Origin of the sequence: Chryseobacterium oleae (assembly GCF_900115055.1) — a bacterium.
GTDB lineage: Bacteria > Bacteroidota > Bacteroidia > Flavobacteriales > Weeksellaceae > Chryseobacterium > Chryseobacterium oleae.
Window position 1 is genome coordinate 711,522 of record NZ_FOVD01000002.1, and the last position, 24,797, is coordinate 736,318.

Sequence of the window (24,797 nt, forward strand, 5' to 3'; positions counted from 1 at the left end):
CCTATGAATAAATTTCTATTAAGAGCACTGGTTTTAGCCTCAGTTAATATTGCTGTTTTTGCAGATGCGCAATTCAGAACCCGAAACAGAATGGATAAGTTGGAAGACTTTGACGAGCAGAAATTCAGTTGGGGTTTTTATTTGAATGGCAACAGGCTAGACTACCGTATCGTCCTTCATCCAAGATATGGTGCGGAAGGTAATCAGAATCTTGTTAAATCCAGAGAAAGCTACAGTTTCGGAGCCGGTTTGATCGCCAAGTGGAGACTGAATGATCATCTGGACCTAAGATTGGAGCCAGGCTTGCAATTTGCTCAAAGGCAGTTGATTTTTAATACCCAGTCCAATGACCAGTATGCTGCAGGTACATTGACTAATCCACCTTTCTTCCCAATTGCTTTAACTGAGAAAGATAAAGTAAGAGAGATTAAATCTACTTTGGTAGACATCCCTGTACTATTGGAACTTCACGGTAACAGATGGTACAATTCAAGACCGTATATTGCAGGAGGTGTGAACTATATCGTGAACCTTCAGTCTAATTCTGATTCTGTGGATGACAACATGCAGCAGGTTTTCAGATCGACTACGCATAATTTTGCATGGTCTGCTGAAATGGGAATTCAGTTTTACTTCAATAAATTCAAGCTTACCCCGGCGATCAGAGGAACATTCTTCATGAACAACGAGAAAGTAGCTGATAATGCGACGACACCTCCATACTGGGCGACGGCAATGTCTACGCTTCAGACAAGAGCAGTGATGTTTGTATTGAAATTCGAATAAGAAAACAGACATAAAAAATACAAAAGGAGGTGCATCTGCATCTCCTTTTTTCGTACCAAATCAAAATATAGAGACATTTATTTTTGTTACTGTTATTATTTTTTTATTTTTGTTGCTAGTTAGAATATACAAAACCTGAAATGCTTCAAGATTTAGAAAACAATTTTTCAGAATTAGAGAGAAAGATTTTCCTTTTACAAAAGAATTATAAAAGTCTTACTGAAAGATTATCCGACTTAACTGTGGAGCATGAAGAACTGAAAACGAAATATGATGAGGAGAGAAGAAGAAATCAGGTATTAGCAGAAGAACAAAAAAATATAAAACTTTATTCAGCAATATCAGGGAATCCTGAACACAACAGATTAATGAAAAACCATATCAACAGATTGGTAAAAGAAATTGATTTCTGTATTGCGCAGCTTCAAAACAGTGGATTATAATGGAGGTAAGAAGAATAACCATCAACATTGCAGGAAGGGTATATCCGCTGAACGTGCCGGCCGCAGAGGAGGAAACTCTGCGCAAGGTAGGAAAGCAGATCGAAAATATGATTAAAGATTTTGAACAGAACTTCGATGTCAGAGACAAACAGGATGCTTTGGCGATGTGTGCCCTTAAACTGGGAACCAACGCAGAAGTAGTTTCTCTGAACTACGAAAAAAATATAAATTCTACCAACGAACGATTAGTGCAGATTAATCAGTCGTTGAATGAAATCGGGAAATAGAATTCTTTTCCCGGCCAGACTGCCTACAATAATTCTAACACATTTAAGGTAAACTCAACGCTAAACAATTACCGAGCAAATGTCCGCTGAATGGCGTGCCGGGTCTCCCGGATTACAGACAGAGGAAATCAGTTCAAATCGTGTTGATTAGGAGTTTACTCTCAATCCCTGAATTGTTGTAGGTTTTTTTTATTTAGATAAGTGTAAGACAATTAAAACTCAATATATATTATGACAACAGCCATTATAGTCGGCGTTATTTGCTTAGTTATTGGCGCAGTGATAGGGATTCTTTTCTCTAAGAGCTCGCTGAATACCAAGGCAAAATTTATTGTAGATGATGCAAAGAAAAATGCCGAAAACCTTATAGAAAAAGCAAATGTTCAAGCTGAATCCATAAAGAAAGAAAAGAACCTACAGGCCAAAGAAAAATTTTTGGAACTGAAATCTCAGCATGATGCGGATATCCAATCCCGTGAGAAAAAAATGCAGGAGGTAGAAAAAAGAACCAAAGACAAGGAACACAAGCTGAATGACGAGCTTAGCAAGACCGGAAAACTTGAAAAAGACCTGGACAGACAGATTGCAGATTATGCTAAGAAAAATGAGATCTTAGATAGAAAACAGCAGGAACTTGATGTAGCAACCACGAAAAAAGTGGAGATTTTGGAAAAAATCGCTAATTATACTGCTGAAGAAGCTAAAGCAGAATTGGTAGAAACCATGAAAGCAGAGGCTAAAACAAGAGCTCAGGCACACGTTCAGAGCATTATGGAAGAAGCACAGCTGAATGCTAAGAACGAAGCCAGAAAAATTGTTGTTCAGACGATTCAGAGAATTGGGACAGAACAGGCTATCGAAAACTCAGTATCTGTTTTCAACATTGAATCTGACGAAGTAAAAGGTAGAATTATCGGTAGAGAAGGTAGAAACATCCGTGCTTTGGAAGCAATGACGGGCGTAGAGATTATCGTAGATGATACTCCGGAAGCTATTCTTCTTTCATGTTTTGACCCGGTAAGAAGAGAAATCGCAAGATTATCCCTACACAGATTGGTGACGGACGGAAGAATCCACCCGGCAAGAATCGAAGAAGTAGTAGAAAAAACGAAAAAACAGATCGAAGAAGAGATCATTGAAGTAGGAAAAAGAACGATCATTGATTTAGGAATCCACGGATTACACCCGGAACTAATCAAAATCGTAGGTAGAATGAAATACCGTTCTTCTTATGGACAGAACTTACTACAGCACTCAAGAGAAGTAGCGAACATCGCTGCAACAATGGCTGCTGAATTAGGATTAAACGTAAAATTAGCGAAAAGAGCAGGTCTTCTACACGATATCGGTAAAGTTCCTGAGCAGGAATCTGAACTTCCTCACGCTTTACTGGGAATGCAGTGGGCTGAAAAGTATGGTGAAAATGCAGAAGTTGTTAACGCAATCGGAGCTCACCACGACGAAATTGAAATGAAGTCATTATTATCACCGATCATCCAGGTAGCCGATGCCATCTCAGGAGCAAGACCGGGAGCAAGAAGACAGGTACTTGAATCTTATATCCAGAGACTGAAAGATCTTGAATCTGCAGCCTTAAGTTTCGATGGCGTATCAAGTGCTTATGCGATCCAGGCAGGTAGAGAACTAAGAGTAATGGTAGAAAGCGGAAAAGTGAATGATGAAGTAGCGAACCAGCTTTCCTACGATATCTCTGAAAAGATCCAGAATGAACTGACGTATCCGGGACAGGTAAAAGTAACGGTAATCAGAGAAACAAGAGCTGTGAATATCGCGAGATAATAACGATATCAAAATATTAAAAAAAACCTTTCAAGAAATTGAAAGGTTTTTTTATGTGGTTAGGTGTTATACATAAATTATGTACAGTAAGCTCTATAAATTTAAAATTTATAGAAAAAAAATTAAGATTTTAGACTTTTAATTTCTTCTTTTAGTTCTTCTATTTGTTTTTTCAGAAGATTAATATATTCTTGTTGATTTTCAAGAATAAATTCTGGAATATTATAATTGTTATGTACATGGGGATAATAATTTCCTGAGTTATTATCATAATTATCATTAATCCTTTGAGGTATATCATCCTCTCTAATATCTTCTACTGTGGTATCCAATGCTTTTGCCATACGTTCCCATTCTTCATCTGAGATTTTAATTTCTCCTTTTTCTCTTCTTTGGTATTGAGACTGTGTCATATGTAATATTTTAGCCATGCTTTCTTGAGTATACCTTTCTTTACGGGCTTTTATAAGCTTATTTTTTATCATAATTGTGTTTTTTTGTGTTTTACAAATATATCATTCATGCGCTGAAATTCACATAAATTTCACATAAAAACTTTGATCTTATTTCAATACTGCTTGATATATTTGTTATGTCAATAAGATACAAAAACATTTAAAAAAAAATTATTATGAAAAATTCTCAAAAAAAAGATGCTTTGATGATTAAGTTCCAAAATTCAAGAATTGAGAGAACTAAGCTTGACAGTATTAATGGTGGAAAGCTTGTCACTTCTCCAGGACAAGATCTTCAAACAGGTGTAACCTCTGGTGGTAATCATGATAACAATGTTACTGCACCAGATAAATATTATGATGGTACTAGATAATTTTATTGAATAGAATTACTAATAAATTGTATAAAGGATAGAATTATTTTATCCTTTTTTAATTATTTTTTATGATTACAAAATTTAAATACACATTACCTGTTCTATTTCTTTGCATTTTAGGATGTAAAAAAACTGAAAACTATTCTGAAGTTAAAAAAACTTTAGAAAAGGTATTAGTAGACGATCAAAAATTCCGGCAACCAACATACGATTTTATTAAGCAAAATCCAATAGATAGAAAGAATATTAAAATAGTGACAAAGATTATTGATAGTCTAGGATGGCTGGGTGAAGATAAAATTGGGCACGATGCCAATTTAGCTTTATTTGCTGCAATACAACATGCTGATAAATTGGAAACAATGGAAAAATATCTTCCTATTATGAAAGAAGCAGCAGAGGCAGGAAATGCAGATAAAAGACAATTAGCTTATTTGATTGATAGAATTGAACTAGCAAATAATAGAAAACAAATTTATGGGACACAACCTTCAATAAATGAAGAAGGTAAGGCTTTTGTTGAAAATCTTATTAATCCTATGAATGTGAATTTAAGAAGAAAGTCCATGAATCTGTATCCTATTGAAAAATATATTAAAATGATTGATTCCTCCAACAATGTAATATATAAATGATAATAAAATGGTAGTTATTTATACGGAAGATATTGATATTACTACTAATATAGTTATGGATTGGCTTTCTGTTCTATATAATGGGGAAGTAAAGAGAATTAATACCGATTTTTTTCAAATACCAACAGAAGATGAATATTTTATTGATATAAGTGAGAGTATTGATGTAAAAGCTATCTGGTATAGGAGACCGGGAAGAAGGCCGCTTCCTATCAGAACCATTCCCGAAGACTTACTAATAGAAAAAATAGATAATACAAAATTATTAGCATTATTAATGCATTCTGCCAATAAAGAAATTGAAAATATTAATGCATGTGATTTAGCAAACAAATATAAAGCAGAAAATATTTTGGGTGGTCCCTTGAGATATGAAGTTAATAAATTTCAGGTTTTAAGAATTGCTAAGGATATTGGGATAGATATTCCCAAATCTATCTTGACTAATAGTAAAGCTAAGTTAATCGATTTTTATAATGAATGCAATGGTGAATTAATCTCCAAAATGCATGATATGTTGCTATGTGATATAAACGAGACACATTCTACCTATGCAACCTACACTGAAAAAATAGAACTAAGTTTTATTAATAATCTTCCAGATTATTTCTTTATAGGGCACTTTCAGGAAAAATTGGAAAAAGAATACGAAATACGCAGTTTCTATTTAGATGGAGATGTATTTTCAATGGCAATGTTTTCTCAAAAAGATCAACGTACAAGCGTTGATTTTAGAAGATATAACCGAGAAAATATGAACAGGCGCGTTACTTACAAGCTCCCGTCCGTATTAGAAGATCAAATTCGAATGTTAATGCAAAAACTAAATTTAAATTGTGGTTCCATAGATATTGTAAAAACAAAGGATAGATATGTTTTTTTAGAGGTTAATCCTGTGGGTCAGTTTGGGTTTGTTACTGGTGCTTGTAATTATCATTTACATAAAAAGATCGCTGAATACTTAATACAATAAATCATGAGAAAAAAAGAATTTGTAAGACTTTTTGTATCCGAAAGTTATAAATATCTCCCGATAAATTATCATTTAATTAGGAATGTTTATTATACAAAAGAAGAGGTGAAACGATTTAATTTGCATTACTCAGCACAAAGTGACTTTCACCAGACCAAAACATTTGATATTTTTTATAATCATAAGCCAATACTACTTCTCTAATGAATAGATTTTTTAATTTATACTCAAATTGCATTCCAGTAAAAGGGATCGAAGAAAGTATAATTGTTGATTTACAGAATAATGAGCATATCAATGTTCCGAATCTATTACTTGAAGTTCTAAAAAAAACGTGCACCAGTACAGTAAGCGAAATCAAAAATTTTTTTAATAATGATTTAGACGAGGGTATAGATCATTATTTTAATTTTTTGAATGATATTGATTATGGTTTTTTCTTAGATAATGTTGAAAGTTTTCCAGAACTAAATTTAGAATGGTATTCTCCGTTAAGAATTAATAGTGCGGTCTTAGAAATTTACGAAGGCTGTATATATGACTATACTTCTGCAATTAAAGAACTAAATTCCTTAGCCTGTTCTACTATTCAAATAAGAATAAATAATTCAAATGTTAATAGGATATTCTCTAACATAATTGATACAACACAAAAATCAAGAATTAGGAATGTTGAAATTTTTCTACCTGAAATATTATTTGACAAGCAATTGTTAAAATATCTTGATGATATTGAAAATAGAATAACCACATTTATAATTCATAGCGTTGCAGATGAAAATTTAACTAAAGAACTTTATAAAAATTTAAAATATGTAAAAAACAATAAACTGATTTTTACATCAAAGATTATTAATAGTTCAACCTTAGATTCTATAAGGAAAGAAAATTTTATTGTTAATATGGAATTTTTCACAGAATCTCAACATCATAATGTTGCTTTAAATAGAAAGGTTTGTATTGACAATGATGGAAATTTTAAAAATTTTCTGGCACATAAAAATACTTTTGGGAATTTTAAAGATAAAAGCATTACACAATTAATTGAAGATTCTGATTTTACTAGAAAATGGTTTATTAACAATGATAGTATAGATATGTGTAAAGACTGTCAATTTCGATATATTTGTTTTGATAATTCTGATATTGAATTTGATGGTTCTTCATGGAAAAAGGTAAATAAATGCTCTTTTGATCCGTATACTAATAAATGGAGATAAAATAAAGATATTGTATAAAAACCTTTCAAGAAATTGAGAGGTTTTTTATTTTTATCAAAACTTAAAAATGCAAGAACTGTCTTTGTCTTCAAAACTGAAGTACATCTTTTCAATCCCCGTTATCATTTCCGCCCTGGGCTATTTCGTAGACATCTATGACCTGCTTTTATTCGGTATCGTAAGAATCCCAAGTTTAAAAGCTTTAGGCCTGAATCCCGACGCTGATGGTACCTTTATTCTCAACTGTCAGATGGTAGGGCTCCTTATCGGTGGTGTGTTCTGGGGAATCTTTGGAGACAAAAAAGGACGACTCTCCGTACTTTTCGGTTCTATTCTGGTGTATTCACTGGCCAATATTGCCTGTGGTTTTCTTCCTTACTTTCCGAAAGAACATCTTGTGTACCAATACGCGGGTTTAAGGTTCATCGCGGGAATAGGACTCGCCGGAGAACTTGGAGCAGGAATTACCCTTGTTTCTGAAAGTCTCCCGAAGAATTTAAGAGCCATTGGAACTTCTGTAGTAGCAGGATTTGGATTGATGGGGGCTGTTGTGGCCCAGCTTACCGTAGAATTGGCCGGCGGTTGGAATATTTCCTACATCATCGGAGGAATTATGGGAATTATGCTGTTGTTGCTGAGAATTAGTGTTTCAGAATCAGGAATTTATAAAAATATAGTGCATAAAAGTGTATCAAAAGGGAATTTTCTCTCTTTCTTTACCAATAAAGACCGGCTCACCAGATACCTCAAATGCATTGCTGTAGGATTGCCCACCTGGTATTGTATAGGGATTCTTGCTGTTTTAGCCAATCAGTTTGCTCCTGAATTAGGCATTAAGGATCTGAATCCCGGAAAAGCCATTATGTGGGCTTATATTGGCATTTCTGTCGGTGATCTGATGAGTGGGTTTATTTCTCATGCGTTAAAATCCCGGAAGATGGCTATTTTTTATATGCTGCTGTTCACGATCGTTGGTGTAGCGATTATGCTGTTCGGAAATACCAATACGGAAACAAAATATTATATGTTCTGTGTCTGGCTGGGCTTAGGTACTGGATATTGGGCGATGTTTGTAACTCTTGCAGCAGAACAGTTCGGGACGAATATCAGAAATACGGCTACCACAACTGTTCCCAATATGGTAAGAGGTCTGGTACCTGTGATGATTTTGGCGTTTGATCTGCTGAAAAATAATTTCACGGTAATCATCAGTGCGGCAGTAGTCGGATTGGTTGTCTTTGGACTGGCCTTTTATTCGGCACTCACGATTTCCGAAACCCATAATAAAGACCTTGAATTTACCGAATAATGAATGTTGTTTAATAAATGTGATGATTGGGAATGGCGATTATATCGTAATAAACGTAATGGAATCAACCTATTATTAAAATTTTATTTAAATTATGTTGCGAATAATTAATATTTGTTTAACTTTGAAAGGTAACAAAATTATATTGTTTAATCTCAAACCAAATCATGTAACACTATGAAAAACGCTAAGAAATTAAGAAAAGCAGATCTAAAGAACATTATCGGAGGAATCAGCGGAAAACCTGATTTATCACTTTGCGGATGCAGCTGCTCAGGTTCTGTAACCGGACCTTGGTATTGCGTACAGCATATCGCTTGTACACAAGGGTACAACTGTGGTGAGTCTGCAATTTAAGACTGTATATCAGTAAGAAAACTAAAACATTTCCACATTTAATACGCAAAAGCCTTTTGGGACCTTCCAAAAGGTTTTTGTCATTTAAAGAAGAGATTAAAAATGGCCCAAAAAAAGGAATTCATTTTCTAATGTAGTTTTTCATATTGGCCTAGGAAGCTGGAGCGTTAAAAAAATTAAAACTCACTCCGTTAAAAAATTCCCATTGTTTGAGTGCGGCAAAATTATTGAACTGAAATAACAATATTTAATCCGCACGAGTTTGGGAATTTTAGGATTGAGTTTTAATTTTTAGCGGAAGCTTCCAGCCTTGAATTTTTGGTTCATTTTGTTTCAAGACAAAAGAACTCAAAAAAGGAATAAATTATAGAAGTCAATAAATTTAACTTTAAAATATTGATTTGCAGTATTTTATATTTATTTTAGCTGGTGATGTAAACCAAACTCCCTACACTTATCGTGATCCATAAAATAACAGCCACAGCCAACGGCTTAATTCCTATCGTTTTTAAAGTCCCGATCGAAAGTGTAGACCCGATAAAGAATAAAGTAAGATTCAGTCCCGATTTGGCTATTGCAGTCACTGAACTGCTCAATCCATCAAAAACAGGAAAATAAGTATTCAGAAGAATAGCCAAGATAAACCACCCGATAAACCACGGGATTTTAATTTTTGATTCTTTATTTTTAAAAATAAACATCGTGATCACAGAAACCGGGATAATCCATAAAGCACGGGCCAGCTTCACCGTAGTGGCTATTTTTAAAGCTTCATTTCCATACTTTCCGGCCGCTCCAACCACAGAACTGGTATCATGAATTCCCACCGCACACCAAAGCCCAAACTGCTCCTGGGAAAGATGCAGCATATGCCCGATAGCCGGATAAATAAACAACGCTAAAGAATTTAAGGTGAAAATAATGGCAAGACCTAAAGAAATTTCCTTTGTACCCGGCTTGATGATAGGGGAAATAGCTGCGATAGCACTCCCGCCACAAATCGCAGTTCCAGCAGAAATTAGGTAAGAAAGCTTTTTCTCAAGTTTAAAGACTCTTCCCAGAATATAGCCGAGAACCATCACCGTGAAAATACTAACAACCGTTAAAAAGAATCCTGTTTTCCCCGCCTGAAGTGCTTCATTCAGTTTGAGTCCAAAACCCAGTCCTACAATAGAGATCTGAAGCAACAGATGAATGTATCTGTGCAAATGCTTTTCGAACGGATTACCAATGAGAACCGCTAAACCAAAGCCTAAAGCCAGTGCTATCGGAGAAGAAACCAGCGGGGTAAGACATACAACACCGAGTACAATAAAAACAGTTTTTCGGATCATTTCATTTTGGATGAGCTCTTTCATAAGATAAGTTTTGAAATCAGACTCCAAAATTCCGAAATATAGTATTACAAAGTAAATCGTATTTTATTATGATGGATAACTTTTGGTTATGAGTTATGAGTTATGAGTTATGAGTTATGAGTTATGAGTTATGAGTTGTGAGTTATGAGTTGTGAGTGGGAGAGTTTGATAGTGAAGCGGATGATCAGTTGCTAGTTGTCAGTTGCTGGTTGGTAGTAATTAAGCCGATGGATAATTGTTTTATGTTTGATATCTATTATCTGAAATCTGAAATCTGACGTCTGATGTCTAATATCTGAAATCTATCCCAAAAATTCACCATTCACTTGCGAAGCAAAATTCACCATTGACCTTCTACTCCGTCTAACATCAAATCAAAATACATAGTTTAAAACTGCGCCACAATCCCTAATCCCTGCTACCTGCAACCTATCATCTACCACCTAACTTCTCACAAATCTCAAAAATAGTCTAATCATCTCCGACTGTTCTCCTTTCGGAAGAATAAAGTGAAAATTTCTTTCAATACTGAAATTCCTGATATCTATGATGGTCAGCGTGTTATTTTTTAATTCGTTTAATATAGTACTGATCGACAAAAAGGCCATGCAATCTGAATGTAAAAGATAGTTTTTAATGCTTTCACTGCTTCCCAGCTGCATAACTGTGTTGAGCTCTTCGATGTTGATTCCTTTTTCCTTTAAACGGTTTTGGATGAATTCCTGGGTGCCGGAACCTTGTTCACGGAAGATCAGGTTTAAGTCGTAAAGGTCTTTTAGACTTAATGTTTTCTGGGCTAATGAATGATTAGCTTTTGCGGTAAGAACAATTTCATCAGCTTTAAAAATTTTATAGTCAAAGAAAGATGATTGGGATTCTCCTTCGATAATTCCGAGGTCTATTTTTCCTTCTTTTAAAAGCTCGGAAATAATTTCGGTATTATGGGCGATCAGTTCGATCTTGATTTCTTTGTAATAGGTATTGAATCTGGCCAGAAGTTCAGGCAAAACATATTGTGCAACACTGGTGCTGGCTCCGATAATCAGCTTTCCTTTATGCTGTTCATTCACCTGACTGATCTCAAATTCCAGATCACGGTAGAGATTCCGGATCTTTTCTGCATATTCATATAGAATTTTTCCACTCTGGGTAAGATGTACAGAAGTTCCTTTTCTGTCAAATAGTTTTGTACCAAGCTGACTTTCAATTTCTTTAATATGTTTCGTCACAGCCGGTTGGGAAATGTGAAGTTCTTCAGCAGCTTTTGTGAAACTCAGTCTTGAGGCAGCGGTATGGAAAACTTTTAATCTGTAGTCAAACATGGGGTGGGAAGCTTGTGGTAACAAATTTAGTGAAATTATGCGGGTTGAGAGTTGAGGAGTTTGAGGGTTTGAGAGTTTAAGAGTTTGAGGGTTGGAGAGTGCTAGTGTTTGAGTTATATTGGGTTTTAGGAAGAAAAAAGCAAGAGTCAAGATCCTAGATGTCAGAAAATGATTCATTAACTTAATTACTATGAACCAATAACCAGCAACTCTCTTACCCTCAAACTCTCCAACTCTCCAACTCAAACTCTCTTACAAATCTGAAAAAGACTTCCCTCCATCACTTTCATACCTTCGGTTTTTCGCTTCACCGATCTTTTGTTTTGTATAAATGCTGTTGCGGCCGGAAAGCAAGTAGGAAACTACGCAGGCAATAGCGATGTAGACACCGGATTCTGCCCCGAACAGCTCAATTCCCATTAGCATACAGGCCAGTGGAGTATTGGTAGCTCCGGCAAATACAGCTACAAAGCCCATTCCTGCAAGCAATCCGAACGGTAACGGAATAAACAGGGATAATGCGCTCCCAAGAGTGGCTCCGATGAAAAATAAAGGCGTGACTTCGCCCCCTTTAAACCCTGCAGAGAGGGTAACAATCGTAAAAACCATTTTTAAAGCAAAATCATAGAGTGGACTCTGTTGTTTAAAAGATTCCAGAATGACAGGAATTCCCAGCCCGATATACCTTGTGGTTCCCATGGCAAAAACTGCAAGAGCAACAATAATTCCGCCGACTACAGGGCGAAACGGAGGATATTTAATCTTAGATTTAAAAACAGATCCAGTCCAGTGAATCATTCTGCTGAATCCTGCAGCACAGATTCCAAAAGCAATTCCGGCGAGAATGCTATATACAATGGGCAGAAATTCCAGTTTGGGAATAAGGTCTATATGGTAATGGGTATGTTTGGCATTCCAGAGATTGGTGGTCAAGTCTGCGAGAATAGCTGAAGCAAAAGCCGGGAAGATAGCATTGTACCGTATTCTTCCAATCAGGAAAACTTCCAGTGCAAAAACAGCTCCGGCCAATGGTGTTCCGAAAATTGATCCAAAACCTGCGGCAATGGCGGCGATCAACAGAATTTTCCTTTCACTCTTATCAAGCTTGAAAGGTTTGCTGAGTTGGTCTGCAATAGCACCGGCCATTTGTAAAGCTGTTCCCTCACGCCCGGCCGATCCTCCAAAGAAGTGCGTAACAATGGTTCCCAGATACACAAATGGAGCCATTTTAAAGGGAATAATTTCCTTCGGATTATGAATATTATCGATGAGCAGGTTATTTCCTGCCTCTACATCTTTTCCATAATAATGGTATAGAAGACCAATAAGAAAACCTGCAACTGGAAGCAGGGCAATAAGCCAGATATGACTTTCTCTGAATTGGGTTGCCCATTCCAGAGACTGTAAAAATCCTGCAGACGCCGTTCCTACCAATCCACCAATGAGAATACTGATGCACAGCCATTTTGAAATATAGGGCAGGGCAGGGTATTTTCTAAAAAATAATTGGGTATAAAAAACTGCTTTTCTATGAAGTGTCCGTTGTTTTTTTGACATAATAATCCTGATCAGTTATTGGTTAATAATCTCTTAATCAGGCGTCATCAGCTTCTGTAAAGCGGTTGGGTAAGGAAGAGCACCATTTCCTTTTGTTATGCAAATATAATTATTCTCTGTGAATTTTAAAACTCTTTGACGTGATGAAAATTCAAAATACCTATAAGAACGGTTTCATTTCATCCTCAATCTGCGTTCTGAGATCCATCAGACGTTTAGCATATTTTTCCTGTTGTTTTTCTTCTTCCGTTTCAGGAATCCATGCAGGAACAGGAAGTTTTTTTCCGTTTTCATCTACTGCTACAAAAACAATGATACAATGGGTCTTTTTGTCGAAAGTAGGCTGCTTCAGGTTTCTTGAAAAAACATTGATCGAAATATGCATACTCGATTTTCCGGTATAAATCACCTGTGCATCCACTCTTACCACTTCCCCGATTTTGATAGGCTCATAAAAACGGATCCCACCCACATAAACGGTTACGGAATAATTTCCGCTCCATGTCGTGGCACATGCATAACCTGCCTGATCGATCCATTTCATGACGCTTCCTCCATGTACATTTCCTCCATAATTCACGTCTGAAGGCTCCGAAATAAACTGAAAAGTGATGGGCTTGTTCTGCATCTTTATAAAATTTTAATAAAGTTATTTAATAATTTCCAGAATTTTAGATTAAATCCTACTTTTGAAAGACGAAACTTCAATGAAGAAGGAAATTTAACCTATAACAGATTTAAAAATTAACAATGAAGAAAGTATTCCACCTTAATACATGCGATACCTGCAGAAAAATCCTTGCACAGTTTGACCTTGCAGACTGGGAACTTCGTGAGATCAAAAAAGAACCCATCACCAAAGAAGAGCTGGCCGCGATGTATAAAAAAACAAAATCATACGAAGCTCTGTTCAGCAAAAAATCTACACAGATTAAACTAAGAGGGCTGGATGCAAAATCTCTTAAAGAAAAGGATTTCAAAGATCTGCTTCTTGATCACTACACTTTTTTGAAACGTCCGGTTTTTATAACGGATAATGAAATATTTGTAGGAAATGACAAGAAGAATGTAGAAGCTCTGAGAGAATTCTTTGGAGTGGAAGAATAAAAATTAAACTAAGCCTGTTGACATAAGATTCTAAATCCCATCAACAGAAAATGAATCAAATAAAAGAGCTACAGATAAATTCCGTAGCTCTTTGTAGTATTGAAAGTGAAAATTAAAGCCTTATTATTATGTGATGGTATGTGTTTTTTCAGTCATTACTGTGTAAGTTTCTGAAACTACATTGTCTACAAACTTCCATTCTGCCAGTGAGCTTGCGGAAGTAAATTTCACCTGCAGATATCCTCTTTTATAGAGATTGGCATAGTCCAGATCATCTATTAGTATCGAAAACGCCTGAGCCAGTTCTATAGCCTGTGTAGGATCGGAAGTAATTCCCAGATAACCTTCCAGTCCGGGAGAAGATACGGAGCTGCAAGCCAGCTCTGTTCCGATGAAGTTTCCCTGTGCATCTGTCAGTTTCCCCAGCCAGGCATTATGCGTATCTCCTGCCAGTACCACTACTTTTTTTCCGGCAAGAATAGAATAGAGCTGCTCTCTCTCCATAAAATACCCATCCCAAGCATCCAGATTGTAAGGTAATGTCGTGGTGATTCTTGCTATTTCCTGCGGGGTAAGGGTAGGATCGTGCTGCAGGTGTCTCGTTTTAAGAACAATAAGCTGGGTAATGGTATTTTTAAGCAGCAGCATTGTTGCAGGCTGTGCACTTCCGTATTGTTTTATTTCTGCGAGGATTTTATTTAACACCATCAGCATTTCAGCAGGAACCATCATTTTGGTCATTAAGATCTGCTGTCCCAATACTTTCCATTTTGCGGTATCTGCATTGATTTGAGAACCCAGCCACTGCATCTGCTCACTACCGATCAGTCTTCTGCCGGGGCTTAAGAAATCCGTTTTAAACCTTGCCTGATCAAAGTTTCCTGCGGTATCCAGATAATCTGAGTATTCAAGCTGCTTATCTCTTGCAATTACTCTTGTATCCATCATATAAAGAGATACGATGTTTCCGAAGTTAAAGGTTCTGTAGATTCTGAGATCCTTGCCCGTTTTTAAAGGAATATATTCGCTGTAAGCCTGAAATGCTGCCATTTTTCTGACCTCAAAACTTCCTTCATTAGGCTGATGATTCTCTGCTCCGGATTTATAGGTGTCGTTGGCGAATTCATGATCATCCCAAACGCAGATAAAAGGTTTCTTTTGATGAAGAAGCATAAGATTCTTGTCTCCTCTGTATTGTCTGTATCTTTCACGGTAATCGGCAAGGGTAAGGATTTCCTTTGCCGGTTGATGAGCTCTTCCCAGCTGATTGGTGTAAGGATTGGTTCCATATTGTCCCGGAGCGTATTCGTAGATATAATCTCCAAGATGAACCACCACATCGGCGTCAGATTGGGCTATTGCTCCATATACATTGAAAAGCCCTGCCGGAAAGTTCGAACAGGAAACGACGGCCATTTTCACTTCGTTTACAGAATCTGTTTTTGATGGTAGAGTGAGCGTTTCTCCTGTGATGCTGCTTTCTTTGGTTTTAATATTGTAAAACCTGTAATAGTATTTTGTATGGGAAGGAATGTTCTGAACGTCCACTGCAACTGTGAAATCATTCACTGAAGTTACATTGACCTGCCCTTTCCTCACTATATCGGAAAAGCTACTGTTTCTGCTTACTTCCCAGATAATTTCAGCATCAATACCTGTGGAATACCTTGTCCAGATAATGACTCCTGTTTCTGAGGGATCAAAACTGGCTACTCCGGTTTCAAATCCTGCATTTTTCAGATTATCCGGAGCATTTCCGATGTCGGTAAAATCATCATTGGTACAACTTTCAATTAAAGGAGCTATCAGGATTCCTCCCGCAGCCAATAATGAATGTTTAAGAAATTCTCGTCTGTTGATTGAGTTATTATTTTCCATCAATTATTTTTCCTTGCAAAAAAAGATAATTGGAAGAACAAGTCTATTAACTCAGCTTTAATTATACTTTATGATTATTTAATCAGGATAATTTTAAAATGACAGCAATTTATATTTATTAGTATTTTTTTAAATAATTAATTATTAAAGACTTATATTTATTATCACCAAAAAAAATATGACCATGACAAAAGACTTTTTAAAAACAAAAAATCTTACAAGATCAGCATTAAAAGAGATTATCGGAGGCGTGAGACCACCGATTGTTAACTGCTTTACCCTTTGCGGGCCTGGCGGGGGCGTTATTTCCAATACTCCGGGAGTTGGCGATGCCTGCAGTCCCGACAGAAAGGTTTGCTGCATCTGTTATTAATCACAAAAAAAAAGGCTGTAAAATGAATTACAGCCTTTTTTTGAATATTTTTTTGAACCATTATACAAAAGGAGCTTTCACTACTTTTGCAGGAATGTTCTTGTTTCTTACCTGAATAAAGATTTCAGAACCCAGTTTGAAATGAGGCTTGTCTACGTAAGCAAGACCCAAACCTACTTTTTTCATTGGAGACTGTGTCCCTGAAGTTACTTTTCCGATGACATTTCCTTCTGCATCCACTACCGGATAATCATGTCTTGGAACTCCTTTATCCTGAAGTTCAAAACCTACAAGCTTTCTCGTAACCCCTTCTTCTTTCTGTTTTGCGAAAGTCTCTTTAGAAACAAAATCTTTATCGAATTTAGTGATCCATCCCAATCCTGCTTCAATAGGAGAAGTCGTATCATCGATATCATTTCCGTAAAGACAGAAGCCTTTTTCGAGTCTTAAAGTATCTCTTGCAGCAAGTCCTGCGGGAACAATTCCTTCCGCTTCACCTGCATTGATGATGGCATCCCAAAGCTCAACAGCATTTTCGTTGTTGAAGTAAATCTCAAATCCACCGCTTCCTGTATAACCTGTGTTCGAAATGATCACATTGTTTACACCGGCAACGCTTCCTACGGCAAAGTTATAGTAAGGAATTTCAGAAAGATTGGTCTCTGTAAGCTTCTGAAGGATCTCAGTAGCTCTTGGTCCCTGAACTGCCAATAATGACATCTCGTCAGAAGCATTGGTCATCTGAGCACCGAATGTGTTATATTTTGAGATATGATTCCAGTCTTTTTCAATATTTGACGCGTTTACTACTACAAAATATTTGTCGTCTTCCATTTTGTAAACAATAAGGTCGTCCACGATTCCACCGTTTTCATTAGGAAGGCAAGAATATTGAGCTTTACCGTTTTCAAGAGCATCTACATTATTGGTTGTTACAAACTGTAAAAGGTCTTTAGATCCCGGTCCTTCAATAAAAAACTGTCCCATGTGCGAAACATCGAACAATCCTGCTTTTTCTCTTACTGCAAAATGCTCGTCTGTTACACCAGAATACTGTACAGGCATTTCAAAACCTGCAAAAGGTACGATTTTAGCGCCCAAAGAAACGTGTTTATCGTATAAGGCTGTTTTCTTCATATTTAATTTTTATTTCTTTATTTTAAAGCTGTTGAAAGTTTCGTTGAATAGATTCATATAATTTCCGTTCCAGAACTTCTGGCCACAGTTGATGGAAACAAGATACAGATCTTTGTCCTTCTGAAATGCCCTGGTGATCCAGAACAGTTTCTCCTTTTCATCAAAATATTCGTAAAAATATTCTGTATAGCCTTTTCTGCCTTTGTTTTCCTTTATTTTGCTTTCCGGCTCTTCAGATTTATAAAGTGCCAGGATAAATTTTTTCATGTCTGCTTTGGGAAGTTCAAGTCCGTGATATTCTGAAATGGTAATCGCCCCAATCTCATTGGAAGGGAAAATATTCACAATATCGCTGTCATTGGTAGATCGCCAGCCTTCCGGAACATTGATAGAGTAGCCGGGACTGTCATACACTTTTGCTTTCTGGGCAAAAAACAAACTTGCCGATAAAAAAGCGGATACGAGCAGTATTTTTTTCATCAATTAAAAATGGTGTTTATATTCTTCAAGGATAATTTTAAACCACTCCGTAAAATGGCCGGGATTTTCAGCGATTTCTTTATCCAGATCTTCTGTGGAAATGAATCTTACTTCTTCCACTTCTTCAGGGTTTAAATTGAAATCCGTTTCGTGGGTTCCTACAAATACATGGTCGAGTTCATGTTCCCAAAGACCACCTCCTACATCTGCTTTATAGATAAAATTAAACTTTTCCGAAAGCTCAGCTTCAATTCCAAGTTCCTCTTTTATTCTGCGTTTGGCTCCTTCCAGATACGTTTCGCCTTCTCTGGGATGGGAACATACTGCATTGGTCCATTGGTTGGGAGAATGGTATTTTCCGGACGCTCTTTTCTGAAGAAGCATCTCTCCTTTGCTGTTGAACAAAAAGACGGAAAAAGCACGGTGCAGAAGACCGTTGATGTGAGCCTGCTGCTTTTCCATAAGACCCAAAACTTCATCTTCAGGATTTACTAAAACTACAAATTCTTCCATTTCTACAAATGTAAGCCTTATAAATGTATTTTGAAAATTTTTAGTGCAACATCATAGGGCTGAAACGAATGATAGAGGTCATGAAAATGAAATAACCTGAGTTTTACGGAGTGTCCGTTTCATGTTATGGATGAGTAAATATTAACTAAAAACGGCTTTTCATATTCATGTACTTTCAAACCTTTATCCCCTAAACTCATCACTCATCATTTAAAACCCATCACTCTTTAATGCTTTACCGATACGGATCAAAAGCGCAGACAGCCCTGCAAAAAGCAGAACAATCCAAAAAGCATTCATCACAACTTTCATTAACCCTAATTGAGTAACATCAATGAAAGGATAGGGATAAAATCCGGAAAACCCGCCACGAACCAGAATATATATAAAATAGATAACCGGATACACTGCCCACTTTGGGATGATCCGATAGTTTAAAGCTTTCTTATCTTCATACAGATACCAATAGATGAGAACCAGAACCGGGATGATGCTATGAAGAAGTTCATCTGCGACACGCTGCATTCCTGTAGGGTTCCATGTCTGGCGTAAAAGGATCTGGTAAATGAGACCTACGATAAGGATGTAAACGGTAAGAGCACTTAGAATACCTGAATTTTCCGGTTTTGAAAGGTTATTTCTCAACGACTGATATGTAAAATAAAGTGCTGCGAGCAAATTCGTAAGGATGGTAAAATAACTGAAAAACCTGATTGTAGTTTCTCCGAACGGTAATTTGCTGGTTTCAAGCATTAAATAATACTGGATGGTAAGAGCAAACCAGCCCGTAAAACAAAAGAGCAGAGATAAGATTCTTTTCATAAAGAAAATGTGTTTTAAAGGTTTATAAAGATAACAGGTCAGAGTTAATTTCTTACTAATTGTGAAAATGAAATTATAAATAAGAAAAATTTTAACCATAACGGATGAAAATGCGAATAAATTATTTATATTATACATTAAATACTAGTTTTAGTATTAAATTTTTAACTTAAACTAAGTTTAATGTTTCGCTTACTTAGAAAAGGCTTAACTTTGCATCTTAATAATTACTGATGGAATTAGAATATAAAGAGCATTTAAGTCCTATTCTTAAGGACGGGGTAAAAAATTATTTAATAGACATAGACGGTACCATTACAGATGATGTTCCGAATGAAGAACCGGAAAGAATGGTTACCTGCGAACCTTACCCGGATGCACTTGAAACAGTGAATAAATGGTATGACGAAGGACACCAGATCTGTTTCTTCACATCAAGAACAGAAAATCTGAAACAAATTACCATCGACTGGCTGGACAAGCACGGCTTCAAATACCACAGCGTACTCTGCGGAAAACCAAGAGGAGGCAACTATCACTGGATAGACAACCACCTGGTAAGAGCTACACGATACAAAGGCAGATTTACAGACCTTGTAGAAAAGCAGGTAACTATTGAAGTTTTCAAAGAAGATTAAGAAAACATATACAAAGATTTAAAAATTGAATGATGAAAGTGTACGCACTGAAATTCTTTAATTTTTAAATCTTTTCACTTTTAATATCAATTGTATTTATGAAAGTTTTAGCAAATGACGGTCTGGATCAATCTGGAATTGATGCCCTGGCTGAGAAAGGGTTTGAAGTGATCACTGCAAAAGTTCCGCAGGAGTTTTTGGTAGATTACATTAATGAGCATAAGATCCGTACCCTGTTGGTAAGGAGTGCTACACAGGTAAGAAAAGATATTATCGATGGATGTCCGTCGATTGAAATTATCGGACGTGGTGGTGTAGGAATGGATAATATTGATGTGGATTATGCAAGAGAAAAAGGAATTCACGTGATCAATACGCCATCTGCTTCTTCAGAATCAGTGGCTGAGCTTGTTTTTGCCCACTTATTTTCAGGAGCGAGATTCCTTCAGGATTCAAACAGGAAAATGCCTTTAGTAGGGGATACAGAATTTGCAGGTCTTAAAAAAGCATATACTGCAGGTATCGAATTAAGAGGAAAAACCATCGGTATTGTTGGAATGGGAAGAATAGGACAGGAGGTTGCAAGAATAGCTCTTGGATTAGGAATGAGAGTGGTGGCAGCTGATAACAATGTTGGGAAGGCAAGCATCAAAGTAAAATTCTATAACAACCAGTTCATCAATGTAGATATTGAAACTGAACCGCTTCAGGATGTATTGAAGCATTCAGACTTTATTACCCTTCACGTTCCGGCTCAGAAAGACGGATATATGATCGGGAAAAATGAATTTGATATGATGAAAGACGGTGTTGCTATCGTGAACTGCTCAAGAGGTGGTGTTATCGATGAATCTGCTTTAATTGATGCCTTGGATTCAGGTAAAGTAAAATTTGCCGGATTGGATGTGTTCATCAATGAGCCTACTCCTTCTAAAGCGATATTAAATCATTCAAAGATCTCCCTGACTCCTCACACCGGTGCTTCTACTATGGAAGCTCAGGACAGAATTGGGCTTTCTCTGGCAGAACAGATCTCAAGTATTTTACAGATTCAGTAATCGCTGAACCGGATAAAAATAAAAAAGCACCTCAATTTGAGGTGCTTTTGTTTTATATATTATTCTTGCTTTTAAGAAGATCTCTGATCTCCGTCAGCAATTGTTGGTCTGCAGTAGGTCCGGCTGGGGCAGCCTCTTCTCTTTTAACCACTTTATTAGCTCCTTTGATGATCCAGAACAGGACCATAGCGATACACAGGAAGCTGATCACAGCAGAAAGGAAATTACCGTAAGTAACCCCATTCCATGAAAGCTTTGAAATGTTTTCTGCCCCTGCTGCTTTCAGTGCCGGATTCAATAAAAGAGGAGTGATAACATCCTCCACCAATGAGGAAACAATCTTCCCGAATGCTCCACCGATGATCACACCGACAGCCAGGTCAAGCACATTGCCCTTAAAAGCAAAGTCTCTAAATTCTTTAACAAATCCCATAATTTATATTTTTTTTAATTAGTATACACACAAAAATAGAATTAAAAAATGTAAAAAACGTTACTTTTCAGCGTTTTTTTTATTCCACAAATATTGAATTATTGCTTGTATTTACAAGATCTTTGAAGCGGGATTGTAGTTTCAATTAAATATTTCACGGGTAAAATAATATCAATAGATTTTTATGAAGATGATTGGCTCTGAAGTAGAACTTTCGTAATTTGGTTAAAAGTTTGACCTCATTTTATGAAAATATTGACCGCAGAACAAATACGCCGCTGGGATGCATTTACGATTTCTCACGAACCTGTTTCCTCCATACAGCTAATGGAAAGGGCTTCGGAAGCATTAGCCGGCTGGATTTCCGAAAACTGCAAAAATCACAAGAAAATTGCCCTGTTTTGTGGCAACGGAAACAATGGCGGCGATGGATTCGCAGTTGCAAGAATGCTGTACATGAAAGGCTTCGATGTAGATATTTTTGTAAAGTATACTAAAGGTAAGTTTTCAGATGATGCTTCAGTTAATGTAAAAAGGCTCCGGGATCTCTCCGGGATTTCGGTAAGAGAATTCAAAGAAGCGGATCAGTATAATTTTGATGCCAAAACGGTTGTCATTGATGCCCTGTTCGGAACCGGTTTATCAAGACCTTTGGAAGGAATCTTTAAGGAGTTGGTTGAAGTGCTGAATGAGGAAAACTGTATTAAAATTTCTATCGATCTTCCTTCAGGACTTCCTGCCGATCATATGCCCGAAAATGATGCTGCAATTTTTAAAGCAGACTATACATTAAGCTTTCAAAGCTGGAAAAAGAGCTTTCTCCATCCTGAAACAGGAAAATATACAGGAAAAGTGATCATTTTGGATATAGGACTGCATTCAGGGTATCTACAGACAGAAACTACGGAAGATTTTGTCATTAATGAAAAACTTGTCGATGGTATTTTTAAGCCCAGACAGGATTTTTCACACAAAGGAACCTACGGAAAAGTGACCATTGCCGGAGGAAGCTTTGGTAAAATGGGAGCAGCTGTACTCGCCACCCAATCTGCCCTGAAAACAGGAGCTGGTCTTACTTTTACATTGGCACCAAGATGCGGTTATGAAATTCTGCAGATATCCTGCCCTGAAGCGATGTTTACAGAAGGTGGGGGTGAATTCATAGAAAATTTCGAAACAGAAAATGAAACAGTTTATGGAATAGGACCGGGATTGGGAACCCACGAAGAAACTCAGAAAGGACTGCTGAATTTTCTAAAAAGATATACCAAGCCTTTGATTTTGGATGCCGATGCATTGAATATCATCTCAAAAGACTGTAAAAATCTGAAACTGATTCCTGATTTATCTGTTATCACGCCGCATCCAAAGGAATTTGAAAGATTATTCGGAAGCACGGAAAACTCTTTTGAAAGACTGAAGCTGGCCCGTGAAAAAGCTGCAGAATTGAATATATACATCGTGCTGAAAGACCACCACACACAGATCGTAAGTCCGGACGGGAATGTATTCTATAATATCACCGGAAATGCAGGGCTTGCCAAAGGTGGAAGCGGAGATATTCTTACTGGAATTCTGACTTCGTTGATTGCACATGGGTATTCTCAGGAAGATGCCTGTATTTTAGGAGTATGGCTTCATGGAAGGGCTGCCGATCTGGCTGCCGGAAAATATTCCAAAGAATCAATGCTTCCTACGGATGTGATCAATACGTTTGGAAGTGTTTTCGAGGAACTGAACAGGAGAAACGGGGTGAAACTTTAGTGTTAGAGTGTTTGAGAGGTTTAGAGTTAGTGGGTTCGAAGTGCTGCCAGTTGTTGGTTCAGTCTGAAATCTGAGATCTGATGTCTGATATCTAGCATCTTTCCAATAGAAAAAAGGGCAAATTCACTCAATGTAAATTTGCCCTTTCATTTTATAATTTCCTATTAATCAGGTTTTTCGTTTTCTGCCTGAGTAATTTTGAATTTCTTAGAAATAATCATAATAACCACCCCTGCGATCATAAACGGAATGGAAAGTACCTGTCCCGTATTCAGTCCTCCGATCTGGATGAACTCATCGCCCTGAGGTTCTTTAAGGAATTCTACAAAGAATCTTACAGCCCAAAGAATGATAAAGAATAGTCCGAACAACCATCCCTGCTGATATTTTTTGTTTGTTTTTCTGTATAATACCCATAACAGGATAAACAGTAGGAAATATCCGGCAGCTTCTAGAAGTTGACCAGGATAACGTGGAACGGTAGGACCGTATTCACTGCTCTGTTGTGGGAAAAGAATAGCCAATGGAGAATTAGGATCAACGGCTTTTCCTACGATTTCAGAATTGAAAAAATTACCGATTCTTACAAAAGCACCACCTAAGGCAACCACAATTCCGATTCTGTCATATACCCAAAAAGGATTTTTCTTAATGATCTTGAATGAATAATATAGAGTAGTGAAAATCAGAGCTATCGTTGCGCCATGGCTCGCAAGTCCTGAAAATCCTGTGAATTTAAATCCATTTTTAGTACTTATCGGTAAAAATACACTCCAGAAATCCTCTTTAAACAGTTCCGGCTGATAGAAAATAACGTGTCCTAATCTTGCTCCTAAGATGGTACCGATCAAAGTCCACGTGAAAAGTGGCTCCAGATATTTCTGGTTGACATTATCGATTTTGAAGATTCTCAGCATTAAAACATACCCGAAACCAAAGGCGAAAACGAACATCAGGCTGTAAAAATGCAGCGTAACTGGTCCTAACTGAATACCTTTTGAAGGATCCCAGATTTTGAAAGGCGTTTCCAGCGTTACAGATTCAGATGCGGTGATGGGTTTTGCTGACTTTACAGCATATTTGAATGCAGTGATATTGTCTTTTGTAGCAGGTGTTTCGATCAGTTTGAAATTTTTATCAAACAACTGATATTTAAAAGTCTTGTATTTAGCTAAAGTAATGATGCTTGATTCGAAATAAGCAGGTTCAAAATTGGACTCGTTAAAGATGACCAGTACATTGCTGTCCGTCGTTTTTTCCGGAAAAGCATTAAGATCAATCACCTCTGTGGTGGAATAGATCTTTACGGGAACACTGGTTCCGTTTACTTTCAGAGTTCCGTCCGATAAACCTCCCGGATAATCCTGGGCGAATGCGAACTGGGTGATAAACGCAAATAAGACGAGATAAATTCTGAAAAATAGGTTACTCATTTCTATTGATTTAATAGTTTGTTATTGATTTAATTTTTTCGGTGGAACAGGGTCGTAGCCGCTGCCTCCCCACGGGTGACATTTTGAAATTCTTTTAATCCCCATCCATAATCCCCTGAAAACACCATGCACCTGAAGCGCTTCCACCATATAGTGAGAGCAGGTAGGTTCGTAACGGCAGTTTTTGGGAAGTAAGGGCGAAATAAACCACTGGTAAAATTTTATCAAAATTACCAAAGGAAAACTAATGATTTTATTGAATGTAAGTTTCAAAACAATGCA

28 protein-coding genes and 1 riboswitch are annotated in these 24,797 nt (G+C 36.9%); of the genes, 15 read left to right on the top strand and 13 right to left on the bottom strand.

Translation table 11 applies throughout. From position 1 onward, the window contains the following. Positions 1–3 precede the first annotated feature (3 nt). The 4 genes from porT (at position 4) to rny (ending at position 3,316) form a co-directional block, all read left to right on the top strand. Positions 4–786, top strand: a complete 783-nt coding sequence (gene porT / locus BM143_RS10225) for a type IX secretion/gliding motility protein PorT/SprT (protein ID WP_090024376.1) — start codon at positions 4–6, stop codon at positions 784–786. A 140-nt stretch (positions 787–926) separates the two neighbouring features. Beyond that, on the top strand, positions 927–1,229 hold the full coding sequence (locus tag BM143_RS10230) for a hypothetical protein (protein WP_034726324.1): 303 nt from the start codon (positions 927–929) through the stop codon (positions 1,227–1,229). Continuing rightward, positions 1,229–1,516 carry a cell division protein ZapA gene (locus tag BM143_RS10235; protein ID WP_034726323.1) on the top strand — a complete coding sequence of 96 codons (288 nt, stop codon included), beginning with the start codon at positions 1,229–1,231 and terminating at the stop codon, positions 1,514–1,516. The genes BM143_RS10230 and BM143_RS10235 overlap by 1 nt, the downstream gene beginning before the upstream one ends. Before the next feature lie 231 nt (positions 1,517–1,747). Beyond that, positions 1,748–3,316, top strand: coding sequence for a ribonuclease Y (gene rny / locus BM143_RS10240; protein ID WP_034726321.1), 1,569 nt, complete (start codon positions 1,748–1,750; stop codon positions 3,314–3,316). Positions 3,317–3,438: 122 nt separating this feature from the next. Here rny and BM143_RS10245 read toward each other — a convergent pair whose 3' ends face one another. Further along, on the bottom strand, positions 3,439–3,801 hold the full coding sequence (locus BM143_RS10245) for a helix-turn-helix transcriptional regulator (protein ID WP_090024377.1): 363 nt from the start codon (positions 3,799–3,801) through the stop codon (positions 3,439–3,441). Between the two features lie 146 nt (positions 3,802–3,947). On the opposite strand from BM143_RS10245, the gene BM143_RS10250 reads away from it, so the two are divergent. The 6 genes from BM143_RS10250 to BM143_RS10280 all read left to right on the top strand — a co-directional run bounded on the left by BM143_RS10250 (position 3,948) and on the right by BM143_RS10280 (position 8,642). Continuing rightward, on the top strand, positions 3,948–4,145 hold the full coding sequence (locus BM143_RS10250) for a hypothetical protein (RefSeq protein ID WP_090024378.1): 198 nt from the start codon (positions 3,948–3,950) through the stop codon (positions 4,143–4,145). A gap of 71 nt (positions 4,146–4,216) precedes the next feature. Further along, a complete protein-coding gene (locus tag BM143_RS10255) occupies positions 4,217–4,783 on the top strand; it encodes a DUF6624 domain-containing protein (RefSeq protein WP_090024379.1) in 567 nt (188 codons plus the stop codon). Positions 4,784–4,790: 7 nt separating this feature from the next. Next, on the top strand, positions 4,791–5,756 hold the full coding sequence (gene gwsG, locus BM143_RS10260; RefSeq protein WP_090024380.1) for a grasp-with-spasm system ATP-grasp peptide maturase: 966 nt from the start codon (positions 4,791–4,793) through the stop codon (positions 5,754–5,756). Between the two features lie 203 nt (positions 5,757–5,959). Beyond that, positions 5,960–6,976: a grasp-with-spasm system SPASM domain peptide maturase gene (gene gwsS, locus BM143_RS10270; RefSeq protein ID WP_090024382.1), complete on the top strand. Its 1,017-nt coding sequence runs from the start codon at positions 5,960–5,962 to the stop codon at positions 6,974–6,976. Positions 6,977–7,043: 67 nt separating this feature from the next. Then, positions 7,044–8,285, top strand: a complete 1,242-nt coding sequence (locus BM143_RS10275; RefSeq protein WP_090024383.1) for an MFS transporter — start codon at positions 7,044–7,046, stop codon at positions 8,283–8,285. A gap of 177 nt (positions 8,286–8,462) precedes the next feature. Then, positions 8,463–8,642 (top strand): hypothetical protein, encoded by a 180-nt coding sequence (locus BM143_RS10280; RefSeq protein WP_047448256.1) that lies wholly within the window; start codon positions 8,463–8,465, stop codon positions 8,640–8,642. Positions 8,643–9,064: 422 nt separating this feature from the next. Here BM143_RS10280 and BM143_RS10285 read toward each other — a convergent pair whose 3' ends face one another. From BM143_RS10285 to BM143_RS10300, 4 genes are all read right to left on the bottom strand, one after another. Further along, entirely contained in the window at positions 9,065–10,000 is a 936-nt protein-coding gene (locus tag BM143_RS10285; protein WP_090024472.1) for a YeiH family protein, read from the bottom strand. 443 nt (positions 10,001–10,443) lie between these two features. Then, positions 10,444–11,322, bottom strand: a complete 879-nt coding sequence (locus BM143_RS10290; RefSeq protein ID WP_090024384.1) for a LysR family transcriptional regulator — start codon at positions 11,320–11,322, stop codon at positions 10,444–10,446. Positions 11,323–11,574: 252 nt separating this feature from the next. Further along, positions 11,575–12,879 carry a voltage-gated chloride channel family protein gene (locus BM143_RS10295; protein ID WP_185116541.1) on the bottom strand — a complete coding sequence of 435 codons (1,305 nt, stop codon included), beginning with the start codon at positions 12,877–12,879 and terminating at the stop codon, positions 11,575–11,577. 31 nt (positions 12,880–12,910) lie between these two features. Then, positions 12,911–12,978, bottom strand: a riboswitch (Fluoride riboswitch). 61 nt (positions 12,979–13,039) lie between these two features. Continuing rightward, positions 13,040–13,507: an acyl-CoA thioesterase gene (locus tag BM143_RS10300; RefSeq protein ID WP_090024385.1), complete on the bottom strand. Its 468-nt coding sequence runs from the start codon at positions 13,505–13,507 to the stop codon at positions 13,040–13,042. A gap of 122 nt (positions 13,508–13,629) precedes the next feature. On the opposite strand from BM143_RS10300, the gene BM143_RS10305 reads away from it, so the two are divergent. After that, positions 13,630–13,986: an arsenate reductase family protein gene (locus BM143_RS10305; RefSeq protein WP_090024386.1), complete on the top strand. Its 357-nt coding sequence runs from the start codon at positions 13,630–13,632 to the stop codon at positions 13,984–13,986. Between the two features lie 126 nt (positions 13,987–14,112). Here BM143_RS10305 and BM143_RS10310 read toward each other — a convergent pair whose 3' ends face one another. Beyond that, entirely contained in the window at positions 14,113–15,864 is a 1,752-nt protein-coding gene (locus BM143_RS10310) for an alkaline phosphatase D family protein (RefSeq protein WP_090024387.1), read from the bottom strand. Positions 15,865–16,048: 184 nt separating this feature from the next. Here BM143_RS10310 and BM143_RS23740 point away from each other — a divergent pair, with 184 nt between their 5' ends. After that, the gene (locus BM143_RS23740; RefSeq protein WP_139222021.1) at positions 16,049–16,237 is read left to right on the top strand and encodes a hypothetical protein; all 189 of its coding nucleotides are present in this window, start codon (positions 16,049–16,051) and stop codon (positions 16,235–16,237) included. 60 nt (positions 16,238–16,297) lie between these two features. Here BM143_RS23740 and gcvT read toward each other — a convergent pair whose 3' ends face one another. From gcvT to BM143_RS10335, 4 genes are all read right to left on the bottom strand, one after another. Continuing rightward, positions 16,298–17,374 (bottom strand): glycine cleavage system aminomethyltransferase GcvT, encoded by a 1,077-nt coding sequence (gene gcvT / locus BM143_RS10320; RefSeq protein ID WP_090024389.1) that lies wholly within the window; start codon positions 17,372–17,374, stop codon positions 16,298–16,300. A gap of 9 nt (positions 17,375–17,383) precedes the next feature. Next, positions 17,384–17,854, bottom strand: coding sequence for a hypothetical protein (locus tag BM143_RS10325; RefSeq protein WP_228430750.1), 471 nt, complete (start codon positions 17,852–17,854; stop codon positions 17,384–17,386). Positions 17,855–17,857: 3 nt separating this feature from the next. Further along, entirely contained in the window at positions 17,858–18,367 is a 510-nt protein-coding gene (gene idi / locus BM143_RS10330) for an isopentenyl-diphosphate Delta-isomerase (RefSeq protein WP_047448237.1), read from the bottom strand. A 210-nt stretch (positions 18,368–18,577) separates the two neighbouring features. Further along, positions 18,578–19,189, bottom strand: coding sequence for a Pr6Pr family membrane protein (locus BM143_RS10335; RefSeq protein ID WP_090024474.1), 612 nt, complete (start codon positions 19,187–19,189; stop codon positions 18,578–18,580). A 233-nt stretch (positions 19,190–19,422) separates the two neighbouring features. Here BM143_RS10335 and BM143_RS10340 point away from each other — a divergent pair, with 233 nt between their 5' ends. Both BM143_RS10340 and BM143_RS10345 read left to right on the top strand, forming a co-directional pair. Then, entirely contained in the window at positions 19,423–19,827 is a 405-nt protein-coding gene (locus BM143_RS10340) for an LNS2 domain-containing protein (protein WP_034726304.1), read from the top strand. A 98-nt stretch (positions 19,828–19,925) separates the two neighbouring features. Further along, positions 19,926–20,885, top strand: coding sequence for a D-2-hydroxyacid dehydrogenase (locus tag BM143_RS10345; protein WP_090024391.1), 960 nt, complete (start codon positions 19,926–19,928; stop codon positions 20,883–20,885). 52 nt (positions 20,886–20,937) lie between these two features. Here BM143_RS10345 and mscL read toward each other — a convergent pair whose 3' ends face one another. Beyond that, positions 20,938–21,318, bottom strand: coding sequence for a large conductance mechanosensitive channel protein MscL (mscL, locus tag BM143_RS10350; RefSeq protein WP_047448229.1), 381 nt, complete (start codon positions 21,316–21,318; stop codon positions 20,938–20,940). A 246-nt stretch (positions 21,319–21,564) separates the two neighbouring features. On the opposite strand from mscL, the gene BM143_RS10355 reads away from it, so the two are divergent. Further along, positions 21,565–23,082 carry an NAD(P)H-hydrate dehydratase gene (locus BM143_RS10355; protein WP_090024392.1) on the top strand — a complete coding sequence of 506 codons (1,518 nt, stop codon included), beginning with the start codon at positions 21,565–21,567 and terminating at the stop codon, positions 23,080–23,082. Positions 23,083–23,246: 164 nt separating this feature from the next. On the opposite strand, the gene lgt is transcribed toward BM143_RS10355, so the two are convergent. Further along, positions 23,247–24,113 carry a prolipoprotein diacylglyceryl transferase gene (gene lgt / locus BM143_RS10360; protein ID WP_047449063.1) on the bottom strand — a complete coding sequence of 289 codons (867 nt, stop codon included), beginning with the start codon at positions 24,111–24,113 and terminating at the stop codon, positions 23,247–23,249. 423 nt (positions 24,114–24,536) lie between these two features. Then, positions 24,537–24,788, bottom strand: coding sequence for a membrane protein insertion efficiency factor YidD (gene yidD, locus BM143_RS10365; RefSeq protein ID WP_047448223.1), 252 nt, complete (start codon positions 24,786–24,788; stop codon positions 24,537–24,539). Between the last annotated feature and the right edge of the window lie 9 nt (positions 24,789–24,797).